The sequence below is a fragment of the Pseudomonas sp. R9.37 genome, assembly GCF_963878885.1.
In the GTDB taxonomy this organism is placed as follows: domain Bacteria; phylum Pseudomonadota; class Gammaproteobacteria; order Pseudomonadales; family Pseudomonadaceae; genus Aquipseudomonas.
On record NZ_CAWNZA010000043.1, the window covers coordinates 234,884 to 249,470 of the forward strand.

At 60.8% G+C, this 14,587-nt stretch carries 15 protein-coding genes; 4 read left to right on the forward strand and 11 right to left on the reverse strand.

Features of this window, described 5'->3' with window-relative positions:
- Nucleotides 1-43 precede the first annotated feature (43 nt).
- The 4 genes from AACU78_RS20170 to gpmI all read right to left on the reverse strand — a co-directional run bounded on the left by AACU78_RS20170 (nucleotide 44) and on the right by gpmI (nucleotide 5,246).
- The gene (locus tag AACU78_RS20170) at nucleotides 44-817 is read right to left on the reverse strand and encodes a divergent polysaccharide deacetylase family protein (protein WP_106577473.1); all 774 of its coding nucleotides are present in this window, start codon (nucleotides 815-817) and stop codon (nucleotides 44-46) included.
- Nucleotide 818: 1 nt separating this feature from the next.
- Nucleotides 819-2,135 carry a S41 family peptidase gene (locus AACU78_RS20175; protein WP_106577474.1) on the reverse strand — a complete coding sequence of 439 codons (1,317 nt, stop codon included), beginning with the start codon at nucleotides 2,133-2,135 and terminating at the stop codon, nucleotides 819-821.
- Nucleotides 2,136-2,165: 30 nt separating this feature from the next.
- Nucleotides 2,166-3,461 carry a murein hydrolase activator EnvC family protein gene (locus tag AACU78_RS20180; RefSeq protein ID WP_106577475.1) on the reverse strand — a complete coding sequence of 432 codons (1,296 nt, stop codon included), beginning with the start codon at nucleotides 3,459-3,461 and terminating at the stop codon, nucleotides 2,166-2,168.
- Nucleotides 3,462-3,719: 258 nt separating this feature from the next.
- A complete protein-coding gene (gpmI, locus tag AACU78_RS20185) occupies nucleotides 3,720-5,246 on the reverse strand; it encodes a 2,3-bisphosphoglycerate-independent phosphoglycerate mutase (protein WP_106577476.1) in 1,527 nt (508 codons plus the stop codon).
- A 151-nt stretch (nucleotides 5,247-5,397) separates the two neighbouring features.
- On the opposite strand from gpmI, the gene AACU78_RS20190 reads away from it, so the two are divergent.
- The 3 genes from AACU78_RS20190 to secB are packed head-to-tail and all read left to right on the forward strand — an operon-like array spanning nucleotide 5,398 to nucleotide 6,589.
- Nucleotides 5,398-5,811: a rhodanese-like domain-containing protein gene (locus AACU78_RS20190; RefSeq protein ID WP_078740246.1), complete on the forward strand. Its 414-nt coding sequence runs from the start codon at nucleotides 5,398-5,400 to the stop codon at nucleotides 5,809-5,811.
- 1 nt (nucleotide 5,812) lies between these two features.
- Nucleotides 5,813-6,067: a glutaredoxin 3 gene (gene grxC / locus AACU78_RS20195; RefSeq protein ID WP_106577477.1), complete on the forward strand. Its 255-nt coding sequence runs from the start codon at nucleotides 5,813-5,815 to the stop codon at nucleotides 6,065-6,067.
- Between the two features lie 42 nt (nucleotides 6,068-6,109).
- The gene (gene secB, locus AACU78_RS20200; protein ID WP_106577478.1) at nucleotides 6,110-6,589 is read left to right on the forward strand and encodes a protein-export chaperone SecB; all 480 of its coding nucleotides are present in this window, start codon (nucleotides 6,110-6,112) and stop codon (nucleotides 6,587-6,589) included.
- A gap of 124 nt (nucleotides 6,590-6,713) precedes the next feature.
- On the opposite strand, the gene AACU78_RS20205 is transcribed toward secB, so the two are convergent.
- Nucleotides 6,714-7,169, reverse strand: coding sequence for a tRNA (cytidine(34)-2'-O)-methyltransferase (locus tag AACU78_RS20205; RefSeq protein WP_003171120.1), 456 nt, complete (start codon nucleotides 7,167-7,169; stop codon nucleotides 6,714-6,716).
- Between AACU78_RS20205 and AACU78_RS20210 the strand changes: the two genes are divergently transcribed.
- Nucleotides 7,168-7,608 (forward strand): hypothetical protein, encoded by a 441-nt coding sequence (locus AACU78_RS20210; RefSeq protein WP_106577479.1) that lies wholly within the window; start codon nucleotides 7,168-7,170, stop codon nucleotides 7,606-7,608. The two genes, AACU78_RS20205 and AACU78_RS20210, sit on opposite strands and share 2 nt — an antisense overlap.
- Nucleotides 7,609-8,248: 640 nt before the next feature.
- On the opposite strand, the gene ntrC is transcribed toward AACU78_RS20210, so the two are convergent.
- The 6 genes from ntrC to glnA form a co-directional block, all read right to left on the reverse strand.
- On the reverse strand, nucleotides 8,249-9,685 hold the full coding sequence (gene ntrC, locus AACU78_RS20215) for a nitrogen regulation protein NR(I) (RefSeq protein ID WP_016979129.1): 1,437 nt from the start codon (nucleotides 9,683-9,685) through the stop codon (nucleotides 8,249-8,251).
- The gene (glnL, locus tag AACU78_RS20220; protein ID WP_016979130.1) at nucleotides 9,682-10,767 is read right to left on the reverse strand and encodes a nitrogen regulation protein NR(II); all 1,086 of its coding nucleotides are present in this window, start codon (nucleotides 10,765-10,767) and stop codon (nucleotides 9,682-9,684) included. The genes ntrC and glnL overlap by 4 nt, the downstream gene beginning before the upstream one ends.
- Nucleotides 10,768-10,999: 232 nt before the next feature.
- Nucleotides 11,000-11,626 (reverse strand): hypothetical protein, encoded by a 627-nt coding sequence (locus AACU78_RS20225; protein WP_106577481.1) that lies wholly within the window; start codon nucleotides 11,624-11,626, stop codon nucleotides 11,000-11,002.
- Between the two features lie 129 nt (nucleotides 11,627-11,755).
- The gene (locus AACU78_RS20230; RefSeq protein WP_106577482.1) at nucleotides 11,756-12,292 is read right to left on the reverse strand and encodes a chorismate mutase; all 537 of its coding nucleotides are present in this window, start codon (nucleotides 12,290-12,292) and stop codon (nucleotides 11,756-11,758) included.
- Nucleotides 12,293-12,422: 130 nt separating this feature from the next.
- Complete coding sequence (locus AACU78_RS20235) at nucleotides 12,423-12,842, reverse strand: cupin domain-containing protein (protein ID WP_106577483.1); 420 nt, start codon at nucleotides 12,840-12,842, stop codon at nucleotides 12,423-12,425.
- A gap of 276 nt (nucleotides 12,843-13,118) precedes the next feature.
- Entirely contained in the window at nucleotides 13,119-14,525 is a 1,407-nt protein-coding gene (gene glnA, locus AACU78_RS20240; RefSeq protein ID WP_034117297.1) for a glutamate--ammonia ligase, read from the reverse strand.
- Nucleotides 14,526-14,587 lie beyond the last annotated feature (62 nt).

The window sequence follows — 14,587 nt, forward strand, 5'->3', positions numbered from 1 at the left end:
TCGCGAGCAAGCCCGCTCCCACACTGGAATGTCGCCACCTTATCTAACGGTACTGACCGTTCTTGCCATGCCCGGCCATGGCCTGATTGCCGCGCACGCTGATCATCAGCTTGATATCAATCCAGTCGATGCCCTGAGCCTTGAGCTTGGGCAACTCGCGCTCCAGCACCGCCAGCGTCTGCGGATAGGGGTGGCCGATCATCACCACCGAGCCCTGCTTGTGTGCCAGCTTGATCGCGGTTTGCAGCTGCGTGGTAATGGCCGCCTCGGTGCGCTCGTCATCGAGGAATACATCCCGCGAGACATGCGCCAAACCAATCTTTTGCGCTTCGGCGGCGGCGACGGTTTGCGCGCTGGTGCGGCTGTCGACAAAGAACTTGTTACGCCGCTGCAGCTCGCCCATCAACCAGGCCATGGCGTCCCGTTGGGCAGTCATGCGGCTGCCCATATGGTTGTTGATGCCAGCGGTGTAGGGCACGGCCTTGAACGCGGCGTCCAGGCGCTTGCCAAGTTCTTCGATCGGCAGCTCGGGGTGCCAGGCGAACGGGCCGGTGGCCGGGTCCATGGGCATGTGCAGGATCACAATCTTGCCGGCCTTGTGCGCTTCGCGGGCGAATTCGGCGGCGTGGGGCGTGTCCGGCATCACCGCGGTGGTCACCGGCCCGGGCAGGGCCAGCACGCGACGATCCCGGGGCAGGTTTTGCCCCAGGTCGTCGATGATGAGGGTCAGGTAGGCTTTGTGTGGCTCGCCGTCAGGCGTCGCGTGGGCGACGCCTGCCAGACTGCACAGCAGGGCGATGATCAGGGCAAAACGCATATCAACGGCTGCGCGTGATGCTCAGGCCTTTCAGCAGGCTCAGCGCCTGGGCCAGTTGGTAATCGTCGTCCTGCGGCATCGGCTTGGCTTTGGCGCCGCTGCCGGTTGGCTGGTCGGCACCGCCGTTGCCATTGCCCAGGTGACCTTGCAGGTCGGCCTCTTTGTAGTATTCGCTGTCGATCTCGTTGGTGATCTTGGCTTTACGCACTTCGATGTCCGGGACGATGCCCTGCGCCTGAATCGAACGGCCGTTCGGCGTGTAGTACAGCGCCGTGGTGATCTTCAATGCGCGGTCATTGTTCAGCGGCAATACGGTTTGTACCGAGCCTTTGCCGAAGCTGGTGGTGCCCATCAGCACGCCGCGTTTCTGGTCTTGCAGGGCACCGGCGACGATTTCCGACGCCGAGGCGCTGCCGCCGTTGATCAATACAGCCAATGGCACGCCTTCGCTCAAGTCATTGCCGGTGGCCGAGAAGCGCAACTCGGAGTTGGCGATGCGGCCTTTGGTGTAAACGATCAGGCCCTTGGTGATGAAGTGGTCGACCACTTCCACCGCAGACTGCAATACGCCGCCTGGGTTGTTACGCAGGTCGAGCACGATGCCGTTGAGTTTCTTGCCGTTGTCTTTGCGCAGCTTGGCCAGGGCCTTGGCCACTTCGTCGCCGGTCTTGACCTGGAACTGGGTGATGCGGATGTAGCCGTAGCCGGACTCCAGCAGTTGGCTCTTCACGCTCTTGACCGTGATGGTCGCGCGGGCCAGCGTCACGTCAAACGGGTTGCCGCCGTCGCGCACCAGGGTCAGGGTGATTTTCTGGCCGAGCTTGCCACGCATCTTGTCGACCGCTTCGGTCATGGTCTGGCCGCGTGTCGGCTGACCGTTGATCTTCACGATCAGGTCGCCGGCCTGGATGCCGGCCTTGGACGCCGGGGTGTCGTCGATTGGCGAGACCACTTTGATCTGGCCGTCTTCGGAGCCGACTTCGATGCCCAGGCCGCCGAACTCGCCGCTGGTGCTTTCCTGCAACTCGGCAAAATCTTCCGGGCCCAGGTAAGCGGAGTGCGGGTCGAGGTTGCTGAGCATGCCTTTAATGGCATTTTCCAGCAGGGTTTTATCGTCTACGGGTTCGACATAGGCTGCCTTGATCCGGTCCATGACCTCGGCAAAGGTACGCAGCTCGTCCAGCGGCAGCGGGGCCTTGGTGGTCGCAGCCGTGGCAGCGGGTGCAGCCCCGGCGGCCTGGTCGGCAAAAGCCAGAGGCGCGCCGATCACCAGGGCGATCGTCAGGGCCAGCGATGTGAGGCGGGACAAATGCAGCATGTCGAACGAACTCCTAATGTAGATGCGGCCCTATCCTTGGGAACGGCACCATTGTGCAGGGTCGCTCGGGCGGCCCTGCTGACGAATAGCGAAGTACAGCGCCGGCGTGTCCTGGCCACCACTGTTACCGACAGTGGAGATGGATTCACCGGCTTTTACAACATCACCTGCCGACTTGAGTAAAGTCTGATTGTGGCCGTAAAGACTCAAATAGCCATTACCGTGGTCAAGAATCACCAACAAACCGGCACCGCGCAGCCAATCGGCAAACACCACGCGCCCACCGTGAACGGCATGAACCTGGCTGCCGGCGGCAGCGCTGATCATGACCCCGTCCCATTTGGCGCGGGTATCGTCACCTCGGGTTTCACCGAAGCGTGCCAGTAGTCGACCATCAACAGGCCATGGAAGTTTTCCACGCGCTGAAGCAAAAGGTCCGCCGAACGACTCGCCGGCGCTGGAAACCAGCGGGCCAGGCGCTGCGTGCGCCGGTTTGCGTGGGGCCGGAGCGTCGGTGGTGGCGGCCAGTTCGGCTTCACGCTGACGCTTTTTTTCCGCTTCCTGCTGGGCGATCAGCGCTTTCTGCCGCGCTTCTTCGGCCTCACGTGCCTGGCGAGCCAGGGTTTCCTCGATGGTTTTGAGCACTTTGCCCAGGTCAGCCTGGTCTTGCTCGCGGGCCTGCAGCTTGGCGTCGCGGGCTTTCACGTCGTCGTTGAGCTTGGCCAGGGCTAGCTGGCGCTCTTTGCGTACCTTGTCCAGCTGGTCGCGCTGGGTATCGAGGGCGGTTTTCTGGTCGAGCAGTTGCGACTGCTGGTCGGCAATTTCCTGCTCGACGTTGGCCAGCTGGCGCAGGGTTTCGTTAAAGCCCTTCAACTGCGCCAGGCGAGCCTTGCTCAGGTAGTCGTAATAGGTAAGGGTACGCGCGAATTTTTCCGGGTTCTGCTGGTTGAGCAGCAGCTTGAGGTATTCCTGGCGGCCGCTCTGGTACGCGGCGCGGGCCTGGATCGCAATCAGGCGTTGCTGTTCAACGCGTGCGCTCTGGAGTTTTTTTTTCTCAGCGTCGAGTCGCTCCAGTTCCGACTCGCTCTTCTTTAATTCTTTTTGTAGCTCCTGGACCTGCTTCTCGAGCTTGCCCATCTCGGTTTCGGTACCGCGCAGGTCTTTCTGCACCCCGGATTTCTCTTCCTGGAGCTTGCCGAGCAGTTTCTTCAGCTCGGTAATGTCCTGACGCGTAGCGTCCAACTGTTGTTGGGTTTGTGCGCGCTCATCGGCAAATGCCGGTTGGAGCAGGCAGACTAGAGCGAGGGTAATCAAGGCGCGAAGCATAGAGGCGGGCGACACCAGGGAAAGGGACGGCCTAGTATGCCCGCCAAGCGCCGCAAAAAAAACGCCCAATTCGGGCTGGAAGGCAAGATAGGTGCCGAGTGGCGGTGGTATGGCGAAAAGATATCTACCAAACACAGGAGATCCAATGTGGGAGGGGGCTTGCCCCCGATAGCGGTGTATAAGCCACCTAGGTGTCAGCTGACCCACCGTAATCGGGGGCAAGCCCCCTCCCACACTGTTTTGCGGTGATGCTGGGGATCAAACCAGAATCGAAGTGCCGGTCATTTCCTTCGGCTTCTCCAGCCCCATCAGCATCAACATGGTCGGCGCCACATCGGCCAGCACGCCGCCGTGCCGCACTTTGAAGTCGCGCTTGCCGACATAGATGAACGGCACGGGCTCGGTGGTGTGCGCGGTGTGGGCCTGGCCGGTGGATTCATCCGACATCTGCTCGCAGTTACCGTGGTCAGCGGTGATCAGCGCTTCGCCGCCGACTTTGTCCAGGGCGTCGACGATGCGGCCGACGCACAGGTCCAGGCATTCCACGGCTTTTACGGCCGCTTCCAGGTTGCCGCTGTGGCCAACCATGTCGCCGTTGGCGTAGTTGACCACGATCACGTCGTAACGCTGGTGTTCGATGGCATCGACGATCTTGTCGGTCACTTCCGGCGCGCTCATTTCCGGCTGCAGGTCATAGGTGGCGACTTTTGGCGACGGAATGAGGATGCGTTCTTCGCCCGGGAACGGTTCTTCACGCCCGCCGGAGAAGAAGAAGGTGACGTGAGCGTATTTTTCGGTTTCGGCGATGCGCAGCTGGGTCTTGCCGTTCTTGGCCAGGTAATCGCCCAACACGTTTTCCAGGCTGCCCGGCGCGAACGCTGACGGGGCCGGGATGTTGGCGGCGTATTGGGTGAGCATCACGAACTCGGCCTTTGGCTGACGTGCGCGCTCGAAGTCCTTGAAGCCGGCATCGACGAATACATGGCTCAGCTCACGGGCACGGTCGGCGCGGAAGTTCATGAATACCACGGCGTCGCCGTCTTCGACTTTCACTGGCTCGCCGATGGTGGTGGCTTTGACGAATTCATCGCTCTCGCCTCGGGCGTAGGCGGCTTGCAAGCCTTCCTGGGCGGTAGCCGCGTTGAATTCGGCCTGGCCGTCGACGATCAGGTTGTAGGCCTGGGCCACGCGGTCCCAGCGGTTATCGCGGTCCATCGCGAAGTAACGGCCGACCAGGCTGGCGATGCGGCCTTTGCCGAGGGCGGCGAAGGTGGCGTCGAGCAGTTCAATGGACGACTGGGCGCTTTTTGGCGGGGTGTCGCGGCCGTCGAGGAAAGCGTGCAGGTAAATTTTGTCGGCGCCGCGCTTGAACGCCAGCTCGGCCATGGCGACCAGGTGGTCCTGGTGGCTGTGTACACCGCCGTCGGACAGCAGTCCCATGAAGTGCACGGCCTTGCCGGCCGCAACTGCTTTATCCACCGCCGCGCAAATGGCCGGGTTCTCGAAGAACTCGCCGTCACGGATCGATTTGGTCACGCGTGTGAAGTCTTGGTATACCACTCGTCCGGCGCCGAGGTTCATGTGGCCGACTTCCGAGTTGCCCATCTGGCCGTCCGGCAGGCCTACGTCCATACCGGAACCGGAGATCAATCCGTTGGGTACTGTGGCGGTCAGGCGGTCGAGTACCGGCTTCTTGGCCGAGTACACGGCGTTGTCGTGGTGGCTTTCACTGTGTCCGAAGCCATCGAGAATTATCAGGACCAAAGGTTTAGGCGTAGTAGTCATAGATCCTCTCGCGGCGGTAATAAAGGAAGGCAATCTAAAAGGGAGTAGCAGTTTAAAGCGAAGTTCCGACCACGTCACCGCTTTACGGGGGTTGGCCCCCCCTGACGGCTGTGTATACTTACCGCCATTTTAACGCCCTGGAACCTCCTTGATGGTTGATCACCTGATTGCATTTGCCACTGCCCACTACCTGCTCGCGGGTGCCTTCGTCATCCTGCTGGCGCTGCTGATCGCTCATGAAATGAGCCGCGGTGGCCGCAGCCTGAGCACGTCGGAGCTGACCGCGCTGGTCAACAAGGATGAGGCCGTTGTCGTGGATATTCGCCCGGCCAAGGATTTTGCCGCCGGCCATATCGTCGGCGCCTTGAACATTCCGCAGGACAAGCTGATCGCACGCTTGCCTGAACTGGAAAAATACAAAGCCAAGACCATCATTCTGGTCGACGCCCAAGGCCAGCACGCCGGCACCCACGCCCGCGAGATGCTCAAGACCGGTTTCACCGCCGCCAAACTGTCCGGCGGTATCGGCAGCTGGAAGGCCGATAACCTGCCGCTGGTGAAGTGATATGAGCCAGGTTGTTGTTTATTCCAGCGATTATTGCCCTTACTGCATGCGAGCCAAGGCTCTGCTGGAGAAAAAGGGCGTTGCCTTCGAAGAGATCAAGGTCGATGGCAAGCCCCAGGTGCGCGCCGAGATGACCAAGAAAGCGGGACGCACGTCCGTGCCGCAGATCTGGATCGGCGACAAGCATATCGGTGGTTGCGATGACCTGTTCGCCCTGGAGCGCGCCGGTAAGCTTGATGCGCTGCTGCTCGTCTGACTCCTAACCCCTAAAAGACCCCAAGATCAAGAAGGATCTGCGATGACTGACCAACAGAACACCGAAGCAGCGCAAGACCAAGGCCCACAATTCTCGCTGCAGCGGATCTACGTGCGTGACCTGTCGTTCGAAGCGCCGAAAAGCCCGGCCATCTTCCGCCAGGAATGGACCCCAAGCGTTGCGCTGGACCTGAACACCCGTCAAAAGGCACTGGAAGGCGACTTCCACGAAGTCGTGCTGACCCTGTCGGTCACCGTCAAGAACGGCGAAGAAGTGGCCTTCATCGCTGAAGTGCAACAGGCCGGCATCTTCCTGATCCAGGGCCTGGACGAAGCTTCGATGAGCCACACCCTGGGCGCGTTCTGCCCGAACATTCTGTTCCCGTATGCCCGTGAGACCCTGGACAGCCTGGTCACCCGTGGCTCGTTCCCGGCGCTGATGCTGGCTCCGGTGAACTTCGATGCCCTGTACGCGCAAGAGCTGCAGCGCATGCAAACAGAAGGTTCGTCGACCGTTCAGTAATGGGCCCGACGCAGTACCCAATGTGGGAGGGGGCTTGCCCCCGATAGCGGTGGATCAGTCACATAGTTGTCGACTGACACTCTGCCATCGGGGGCAAGCCCCCTCCCACATTTTGTTTTGTGTGTTATTTAAAACCGAGTTGGCGCCAGCCTTCGTACACAGCGACGGCCACGGTGTTGGACAGGTTCAAGCTGCGGCAGCCCTCACGCATCGGCAAGCGCAGGCGATGGCCGTCGGGCAGGGCGTCGAGCACCTCGGCCGGCAGGCCACGGCTTTCCGGGCCGAACAGGAAGGCGTCGCCTTCGGCAAAGCTGGCGTCATGAAACGGCCGCGAACCCTTGGTGGTGAACGCGAACAGCCGCGGGTGGCCCAGGCTTTCCAGGCAACTGGCCAGGTCCGCATGGCGCTTGAGCGTGGCGTACTCGTGGTAGTCCAGCCCGGCGCGGCGCAGGCGCTTGTCGTCCATGTCGAAGCCCAGAGGCTCGATCAAATGCAGGTGGCAGCCACTGTTGGCGCACAGCCTGATAACGTTGCCGGTATTCGGCGGAATTTCTGGTTGAAAAAGGATGACGTGAAACATGCACGGCTCCGAAGGCAAAGATGCGCTGCATTCTACCCCCGAAGACGACCCAAGACCGAAGCTATTGCCCAGGGTTTTGGGCTCATTGGCGATTGTCGGGTTGATGATCGGCCTGATGATCGGCCGCCTCACCACGCCGGACCCGGTCGAGCTGCAACACGTCGAGACCGCGGCGGACGGCCTGGTGGTGTGGTTCAACAGCGAACCCAAGCTGCACGGCGAACATATCGACGGCACCGTGGCGCTGCTGTTTGACGCGCTGGGCAAAGCCGCCAGCGGGCAACTCAAGGTCAATGACAAGGACGTGAACTGGCGCATCCGCAAGACTGATGGCGGCCTGCTGCTGAACCTGGTGGCGGCTCGGCCGTTGCGCGGGGAGTGGAAGGGAGAGAAGGCGGATGGCCGTTGGCGGTTGCAGATCCATCTGCGCGAGGAATAAAAGAGGGAATCCCCGGCCTGCCTGTACCAAGGTTCCCAAAACGGGCTGGGGCTACGGGCGCTGTGCCACATAAGCCCCGGGTGTAAAGAAGGGAGTTCCCGGCCTGCCTGTACCAGGGCTCCCAAAACGGGGTGAAGCCAACGGCTTCGGTATTAAAGAGGGAATCCCCGGCCTGCCTGTACCGAGGTTCCCGAAACGGGTGTGGGGCGCGACGCTATCCGCATCAAGCACCCCGGGTGTAAAGAGGGGATTCTCGGCCTGCCTGTACCAAGGTCCCCGAAACTGGGTAGTACAAGGGTTGTTGCAGGGCGCGTGCCAGAACTTGCAATGGGTGCCAAAAAAAATTGCCAGAAAGCGCAAAGCCCCGAAATACGGGGCTTTGGCGTTTTCGATGTGCAAGATTTTTTCAACGAGGTTGAGGTTTCAGGCGTTAGATACGTGCCCGATGCCGGTTCATGGTGCATTGAAGCGGTGCACGGTCACGCAACCTTGTGGCGATCCAAACGTGCAGACAATCAAAATGTGGGAGGGGGCTTGCCCCCGATAGCAGTGTGTCAGTCAGCGAGTGTGTGGCTGATACACCGTAATCGGGGGCAAGCCCCCTCCCACATTTGATATTCAGTGGATGAGAAGGCTGTGATCAGCCTTCATCACCCTCATCATCATCCCCGCCATCGACCTTCATCCCCAGTTCCTTGATCTTGCGCGTCAGGGTATTGCGGCCCCAACCCAGCAGCACGGCGGCGTCGCGACGGCGGCCGGCGGTGTGCTTCAAGGCGGTTTCGATCATGATGCGCTCGAACGCCGGTACGGCGCTGTCGAGCAGGTTCGACTGGCCGCGTGCCAAGGCCTGATCAGCCCACTGGCGCAGCGCCTGTTCCCAGTTGGTCACGGGTGCCGAGTCCTGCGGCAGGCTCAGCAGCTCCGGCGGCAGGTCGCTGATATGCACTTCGCGACCCGATGCCATCACCGTGATCCAGCGGCAGGTGTTCTCCAGCTGACGCACGTTGCCTGGCCATGGCAGGTTTTTCAGGTACTCCTCGGTCTCGCTTTTAAGCAACTTCGGCTCGACGGCCAGCTCTTGAGCGGCGCGGCTGAGGAAGTGGCGAGCCAGCGTCGGAATGTCTTCGCGGCGATCCGACATGCGTGGGATGTGAATGCGGATAACGTTCAGGCGGTGGAACAAGTCCTCACGGAATTTGCCCGCGTGCACCAGGGTTTCGAGGTTCTGGTGCGTCGCTGCGATGATGCGCACATCGACCTTGACCGGCGTGTGCCCGCCCACGCGATAGAACTCACCGTCGGCCAATACGCGCAGTAAGCGGGTTTGGGTGTCGGCCGGCATGTCGCCGATTTCATCGAGGAACAGCGTGCCGCCGTCCGCCTGTTCAAAGCGCCCTCGACGCAGGTTGGCCGCGCCGGTAAACGCGCCTTTTTCATGGCCGAACAGCTCGGACTCCATCAAGTCCTTGGGAATCGCCGCCATGTTCAGCGCGATGAACGGCGAAGCCGCCCGCGGGCTGTGGCGGTGCAACGCATGGGCCACAAGCTCTTTACCGGTGCCAGACTCACCGTTGATCAGCACGGTGATGTTGGAGTGGCTCAAGCGCCCGATGGCGCGAAACACTTCCTGCATCGCCGGCGCTTCACCGATGATTTCCGGGGTGCGAGTCAGGGCCGGTGGGGCTTCCTGGCTCTGCTGTTCCTGGGCGTGCTGGTTGGCGCGCTTGACCAGCGCCACCGCCTCGTCCACGTCGAACGGCTTGGGCAAGTATTCAAACGCGCCGCCCTGGTAGGACGCGACAGCGCTGTCCAGGTCCGAGTGCGCGGTCATGATGATCACCGGCAGGCGCGGGTGCTGCTCGCGGATGCGCGCCAGCAAGTCCAGGCCACTGGCGCCGGGCATGCGGATGTCGGAGATGATCACGTCCGGCTGCTGGCGCGCCAGGCGGCTCATCACCCCGTCGGCGCTGTCGAAGCTCTGGGTGGTCATGCCTTCCTGTTGCAAGGCTTTCTCGAGGACCCAGCGGATAGAACGGTCGTCATCGACGATCCAGACAGTTTCACTACGGCTCATGTCGATGGGGCTCCTTGTTCCAGAGGCAGAAAGATCGAGAAGGTGGTGTGGCCGGGATGGCTCTCACACTCGATCAAACCCTGGTGCTGGCTGATGATGTTCTGGGTAATGGCCAGGCCCAGCCCGGTACCGTCCGGGCGGCCGCTGACCATGGGAAAGAAGATGGTTTCCTGCAGTTCTGCAGGAATGCCCGGGCCGTTGTCGATGATCTCGACCTTGGTGACCAGGCGGTGGCGCACATGGCCGATGGTGAACTGGCGCAGGGCACGGGTGCGCAGGCTGATGCGGCCCAGGCGCAGCTCGTTCTGGCTGCTGATGGCCTGCATGGCGTTGCGCACGATATTGAGCACGGCCTGGATCATCTGTTCACGGTCGATCAACACGTCCGGAATGCTTGGGTCGTAGTCGCGTACAAGGGTGATGCAGCCTTGGCTTTCGGCCTCGACCAACTGGCAAACGCGTTCCAGCACTTCGTGCACGTTGGTCATCGCCAGCGACGGCAATTTGTTGGAGCCGAGCATGCGGTCCACCAGGTTACGCAGGCGGTCGGCTTCTTCGATGATGACGTTGGTGTAGTCCTTGAGGTTCTCGTCCGGCAGCTCGCGGGCCAGCAATTGCGCGGCGCCGCGAATCCCGCCCAGCGGGTTCTTGATCTCATGGGCCAGGCCGCGCACCAGCATCTTGCTGGTTTCCTGCTTGGACAGCTGCGCTTCCTCTTTAGTGATACGCAGCAAGCGGTCGCGCGGGTGCACTTCGAGCAGCAGCAAGGTCGCGCCGTTGCTCAGGATCGGGGTGACCGCGTAGTCGACGGTCAGGGTCTGGCCGGTGAGGGCGGTGAGCATCGCTTCGCGCTTGGTGAACGGGTGTGCCTGCTCCACCGCCTGGCGCAACGAGCTCAAGGCTTCGGCCGACTCGGTGAACAATTCGCTGATGAACTGCCCATGGCTGCGCTGGCCGCTGATGGCCAGGAGCATCTCCGCCGCCGGGTTCATGTACTCAAGACGCAGGTCGTCATTGAGCAGAATGGTCGCGGTGGTCAGGTTGTCGAGTAACAAACGGTGCAGCGCATCGCTGATGGTCATCAGGACCTCTTTTGGAGCAAGGCGCGGGCTTGAGGCACACGCTGATACAAGGAAAATGCAAAAACCAAACCAAGGCTCCGAAAAGAAGCGTTAAAGCCCTGAAATAGGGGTTTAAGGCGCGAAACTGTGGCGTTCTGCCAGCTCACTCGGGAAGATTCGAACCAAAATGGGCTGTCAGGGTGGGAAGGGTGCGGCACTACGCACCAATATAGTGCAGTTTTGCGAGGTCTGTTCAGGAAGGTTTTTTAGGCGTGCTTTTACGATTGTTCAGGCAGGGCTTGATGACCTCGCGCAAGCCTTTGCTGTCTTTGGGCAGGATGAACTCGGCGCTCAGTGGCGAATCACCCGGAATCGCGGAGGGAATGGTCATCCTGATGAGCTGACCACCCATGTCGTCGGTGATCCACTCGCGCAGCTCCTGGCGGTTGGCGGGCATGGTGAGTTTGAACAGCACGCCGTGCTGCTGCGTCGGCTCGGCGCTGTAATAGCCGTTTACGCGGTAAGTGCGGGGTGGAAGCACGCCGGTGGTGAGGCTGAGCGGCCCGGTGGAGCGAGCATCCGGGCCTTCATAAATGCCGGGTTTGAAATGCAACTGGTCGGTGTGGGTGAGCAGCGAGATCATTGGGCGCAAGGGCGCGCTGTAGCAGGCCACATGCAGGATCGCCATGCTGGAATTGCCGTCGTGGGCGGCGGTGCCATTGATGCGGGCATTGATAATCGTGCTTTGCGGGTAGGGCGCTTCTACCGTCCACGCCGTGGGCTCAAGGTCGAGGGGCGCAGGCGGTGTGGGTTTTTGCGCTGCGGCGATGGGGCTGAGCGCGAGCGTCAGTGAACACAGGGTCTTACAGATAAGGTTCATCGCGAAGACATCGGCGAGTGGCGGCAGGACGCTGCATCGTAGGGGGTCGATGGCCTGGGATGTATCAGACATTTCCGCGATTTAACCAAAGTTCGGGAAAGGGCCTTCAATGAAGCAGGCCCTTATCCTTCAAGGCGTGTAGACGCACAACTCGGCTGTGGCGCGGGTCATTGCGATCTGCACCAAGGGATCGTTCAGCGGTTGATGCACGGCCAGGGCTATCCAGTGCGGGCACTGCGGGTTGCTGCGCTCGGGGCCGAAGTCGGCTAATTGTTGCAGCATGCGCTTTTGCAGTTGGTCCAGTTGGGGGCGAATCTTGCCGGTCAGGTCCGGGCGCGGCGTATCGGGCGCCTTGCCTTTAAACTGCCAGTCGGACAGTCGGGTGTATTGCACCAGTTTATTCGCCTCTATCTGCGCGGAGAAAAATTGCTCCGCCGCCTCGGGCGAGACTTTGTAGTCGGGGGCCTGGGCTCTCGCGCTGGCGATCACAGCTTGTTCGCGAGGTCGGTCTTCCACGGCTTTGTGGCTGTCCCATTTGCTCAGTGCGACCTGGTCGGCGATGGTCAGGCGCTCGGCGATGCTGTTGAGCAGCGGTTCGAGTGTCGGCGGCGCGGCGCTGGCCGTGGCGCTGGCGAACAGCAAGGCAAGTACGAGTCGATGTTTCAAAGGCGATCCCCTGTAGGCACGAGCGTGTTCGAAGGTCGCCAACGATAACGCGTAATTATTGAAGGCGCGCGGCACGCATGAGGTTTTTTGCGCGCCGCCGTTGCCCGGTGGTTATTGGCGCCGGGCGGCATCAATCGGTGTGGGAGAGCGGCATGCCCGGGCTGCCGGCATAAAACACCAGTAATTCCACCGGTGTATCCCCTGTGACGCCTCGATGGACGATGTTGACCATCTCGGCGAGTGTCTGCCCTTGTTTGAAAACCTGAGCGTGACCGCTGTCGCGGCTTTGCACCGTGAGTTCTCCACGGAGTATGTAAGCCGCGTTGGGCATCGGGTGTGTGTGCCAGGCGAGGGTGGTATGTGGCGCAATCTTGAGCTTCAGCAGCGTCAGCTCCGGGGCGCTTTGGGGGTAGCCGGTATAAGGCGTACCGTCCCAGGATGCGCTGCTTTGCAGCAGGATTTGCCTTTCGATTGGCGCAAGGGCTTTGGGCGGGGTGCCACACCCGTGCAGGAACAGGCAGGCGATGAGCGTGAGCGAGCGGTTGTCCATGATTTGATCCGTTGAGCAGAGTAGTGCTTCAGGCTACGGGCGTGCGGTCGGGATGGATGTCGGGCGAGGCGGTGAGTCTGCGCAGTTATCTGCCTGCGTGATGTAAGAGGTGGGCGTGGCAGGTGCCGCGGCGCTGCCAGAAACACGATGGCCTTGATTGGCATCGACCGCCGCCTTCTGCCGCGCCGCGCGGGTAGCTTCGATATTATTTCAGGCATAAAAAAAGCCTCCCGAAGGAGGCCTTTTTGTCACGCCGCTTTAAGCGGTGCTACCGGATCAGCAGCTGTAGTACAGCTCGTATTCCAGTGGGTGTACGAAGGTGCGTACTTTGATTTCTTCTTCGCTTTTCAGCTCGATGTAGGCATCGATGAAGTCGTCGCTGAATACGCCGCCTTTGGTCAGGAACGCACGGCCCTTGTCCAGTTCTTCCAGGGCTTCTTTCAGGCTGCCGCACACTTGTGGGATCTCTTTGGCCTCTTCAGGCGGCAGGTCGTACAAGTTTTTGTCGGCGGCGTCGCCAGGGTGGATCTTGTTCTGGATACCGTCCAGGCCGGCCATTACCAGGGCGGCGAAGGCCAGGTACGGGTTGGCTGCTGGATCCGGGAAGCGTGCTTCGATACGGCGAGCGCGAGGGCTGGACACGTAAGGAATACGGATCGAGGCGGAACGGTTACGTGCCGAGTAAGCCAGCATTACCGGCGCTTCGAAACCTGGGACCAGACGCTTGTAGGAGTTGGTCGACGGGTTGGTGAAACCGTTCAGGGCCTTACCGTGCTTGATGATGCCGCCGATGAAGTACAGGGCGGTGTCGGACAGGCCGGCATAACCTTCGCCAGCGAAGGTGTTCTTGCCTTCTTTAGCGATGGACAGGTGAACGTGCATACCCGAACCGTTATCGCCGTACAGCGGCTTAGGCATGAAAGTAGCGGTACGGCCGTAGGCATCAGCCACGTTGTGTACGCAGTACTTGAGGGTCTGAACTTCGTCAGCCTTGGCAACCAGGGTGTTGAACTTCACGCCGATTTCGTTCTGGCCGGCAGTCGCCACTTCGTGGTGGTGAACTTCGATGACCAGGCCCATTTCTTCCATGGCGTTGCACATGGAGGTACGGATTTCGTGGTCGTGGTCGAACGGCGGAACTGGGAAGTAGCCACCTTTGATACCTGGACGGTGGCCTTTGTTGCCGCCTTCGATGTCCTGGTCGGACATCCACGAACCTTGTTCGGAGAAGATCTTGAACATGGAGCCGGAGATGTCGGACTTGAACTTGACCGAATCAAAGATGAAGAATTCTGGTTCTGGGCCTACGAATACGGTGTCGCCGATACCGGTCGACTTCAGGTATTCCTCGGCACGCTTGGCGATCGCACGTGGGTCGCGGTCGTAGCCTTGCATGGTCGAAGGCTCGATCACGTCGCAGACGATGATCAGGGTTGGGTCTTCGGTGAACGGGTCGAGAACGGCAGTGCTGTCGTCCGGCATCAGGATCATGTCGGAGGCTTCGATGCCTTTCCAGCCAGCAATGGAGGAACCGTCGAACATTTTGCCTTCTTCGAAGAAAGCATCATCCAGCGCGTCGCGAGCCGGCATGGTCACGTGGTGCTGAGTACCTTTAGTGTCCGTGAAGCGCAGATCAATCCATTTAACGTCATGATCTTTGATGAGTTGAACCGACTTCGACATGGTGTCCTCCGGGTGGCTTCGGGCTGGGGTAGTGGAGTTAGCCCTTAGAATGTGGGTGATGC

What these genes read in the sequence shown, in the direction of transcription:
- gpmI (WP_106577476.1), bottom strand. Translation starts at nt 5,246, where the DNA reads ATGACTACTACGCCTAAACCTTTGGTCCTGATAATTCTCGATGGCTTC.
- glnL (WP_016979130.1), bottom strand. Translation starts at nt 10,767, where the DNA reads ATGACCATCAGCGATGCGCTGCACCGTTTGTTACTCGACAACCTGACC.
- AACU78_RS20225 (WP_106577481.1), bottom strand. Translation starts at nt 11,626, where the DNA reads ATGAACCTTATCTGTAAGACCCTGTGTTCACTGACGCTCGCGCTCAGC.
- AACU78_RS20180 (WP_106577475.1), bottom strand. Translation starts at nt 3,461, where the DNA reads ATGCTTCGCGCCTTGATTACCCTCGCTCTAGTCTGCCTGCTCCAACCG.
- AACU78_RS20205 (WP_003171120.1), bottom strand. Translation starts at nt 7,169, where the DNA reads ATGTTTCACGTCATCCTTTTTCAACCAGAAATTCCGCCGAATACCGGC.
- AACU78_RS20235 (WP_106577483.1), bottom strand. Translation starts at nt 12,842, where the DNA reads ATGGACAACCGCTCGCTCACGCTCATCGCCTGCCTGTTCCTGCACGGG.
- grxC (WP_106577477.1), top strand. Translation starts at nt 5,813, where the DNA reads ATGAGCCAGGTTGTTGTTTATTCCAGCGATTATTGCCCTTACTGCATG.
- AACU78_RS20210 (WP_106577479.1), top strand. Translation starts at nt 7,168, where the DNA reads ATGCACGGCTCCGAAGGCAAAGATGCGCTGCATTCTACCCCCGAAGAC.
- secB (WP_106577478.1), top strand. Translation starts at nt 6,110, where the DNA reads ATGACTGACCAACAGAACACCGAAGCAGCGCAAGACCAAGGCCCACAA.
- AACU78_RS20190 (WP_078740246.1), top strand. Translation starts at nt 5,398, where the DNA reads ATGGTTGATCACCTGATTGCATTTGCCACTGCCCACTACCTGCTCGCG.
- AACU78_RS20170 (WP_106577473.1), bottom strand. Translation starts at nt 817, where the DNA reads ATGCGTTTTGCCCTGATCATCGCCCTGCTGTGCAGTCTGGCAGGCGTC.
- AACU78_RS20175 (WP_106577474.1), bottom strand. Translation starts at nt 2,135, where the DNA reads ATGCTGCATTTGTCCCGCCTCACATCGCTGGCCCTGACGATCGCCCTG.
- ntrC (WP_016979129.1), bottom strand. Translation starts at nt 9,685, where the DNA reads ATGAGCCGTAGTGAAACTGTCTGGATCGTCGATGACGACCGTTCTATC.
- glnA (WP_034117297.1), bottom strand. Translation starts at nt 14,525, where the DNA reads ATGTCGAAGTCGGTTCAACTCATCAAAGATCATGACGTTAAATGGATT.